The 466-nt window shown below is 65.2% G+C and carries 1 protein-coding gene; it reads left to right on the top strand.

Annotated features, from left to right (window positions below; translation table 11 throughout):
- Nucleotides 1-406, top strand: a 406-nt coding sequence (locus tag FJV41_RS55680; RefSeq protein ID WP_281291672.1) for a peptide chain release factor-like protein, incomplete at its 5' end; no start/stop codon positions are given.
- Nucleotides 407-466: the final 60 nt, after the last annotated feature.

Here is a 466-nt window from a genome sequence, read left to right as displayed (position 1 = left end):
GATCAACATCAACCCGGCCGACGTGCGCACGGATACCTACCGCGCATCGGGCGCGGGCGGCCAGCACATCAACAAGACCGATTCGGCCGTGCGCCTCACGCACATTCCGACCGGCATCGTCGTGCAGTGCCAGGACGGCCGCAGCCAGCACAGCAACCGCGACGTCGCCTGGCAGCGCCTGCGCTCGCGCCTCTACGACTTCGAAATGCGCAAGCGCATGGAGGAGCAGCAGAAGCTGGAAGACACGAAGACCGACGTGGGCTGGGGCCACCAGATCCGCAGCTACGTGCTCGACAACAGCCGCATCAAGGACCTGCGCACCAACGTCGAAGTCTCCGCCACCCAGAAGGTGCTGGACGGCGACCTCGACGTGTTCATCGAAGCCTCCCTCAAGCAGGGCGTCTGACCACGCCCGGAAAGCAGCCAAGCCATGATGAGAGAAGGACAGGCCGCCACGGCCATCCAC

This window comes from Myxococcus llanfairpwllgwyngyllgogerychwyrndrobwllllantysiliogogogochensis (assembly GCF_006636215.1).
GTDB lineage: Bacteria > Myxococcota > Myxococcia > Myxococcales > Myxococcaceae > Myxococcus > Myxococcus llanfairpwllgwyngyllgogerychwyrndrobwllllantysiliogogogochensis.
Note: the sequence above shows the minus strand (reverse complement) of the source record. Positions and strands in the feature narration are given on the sequence as shown.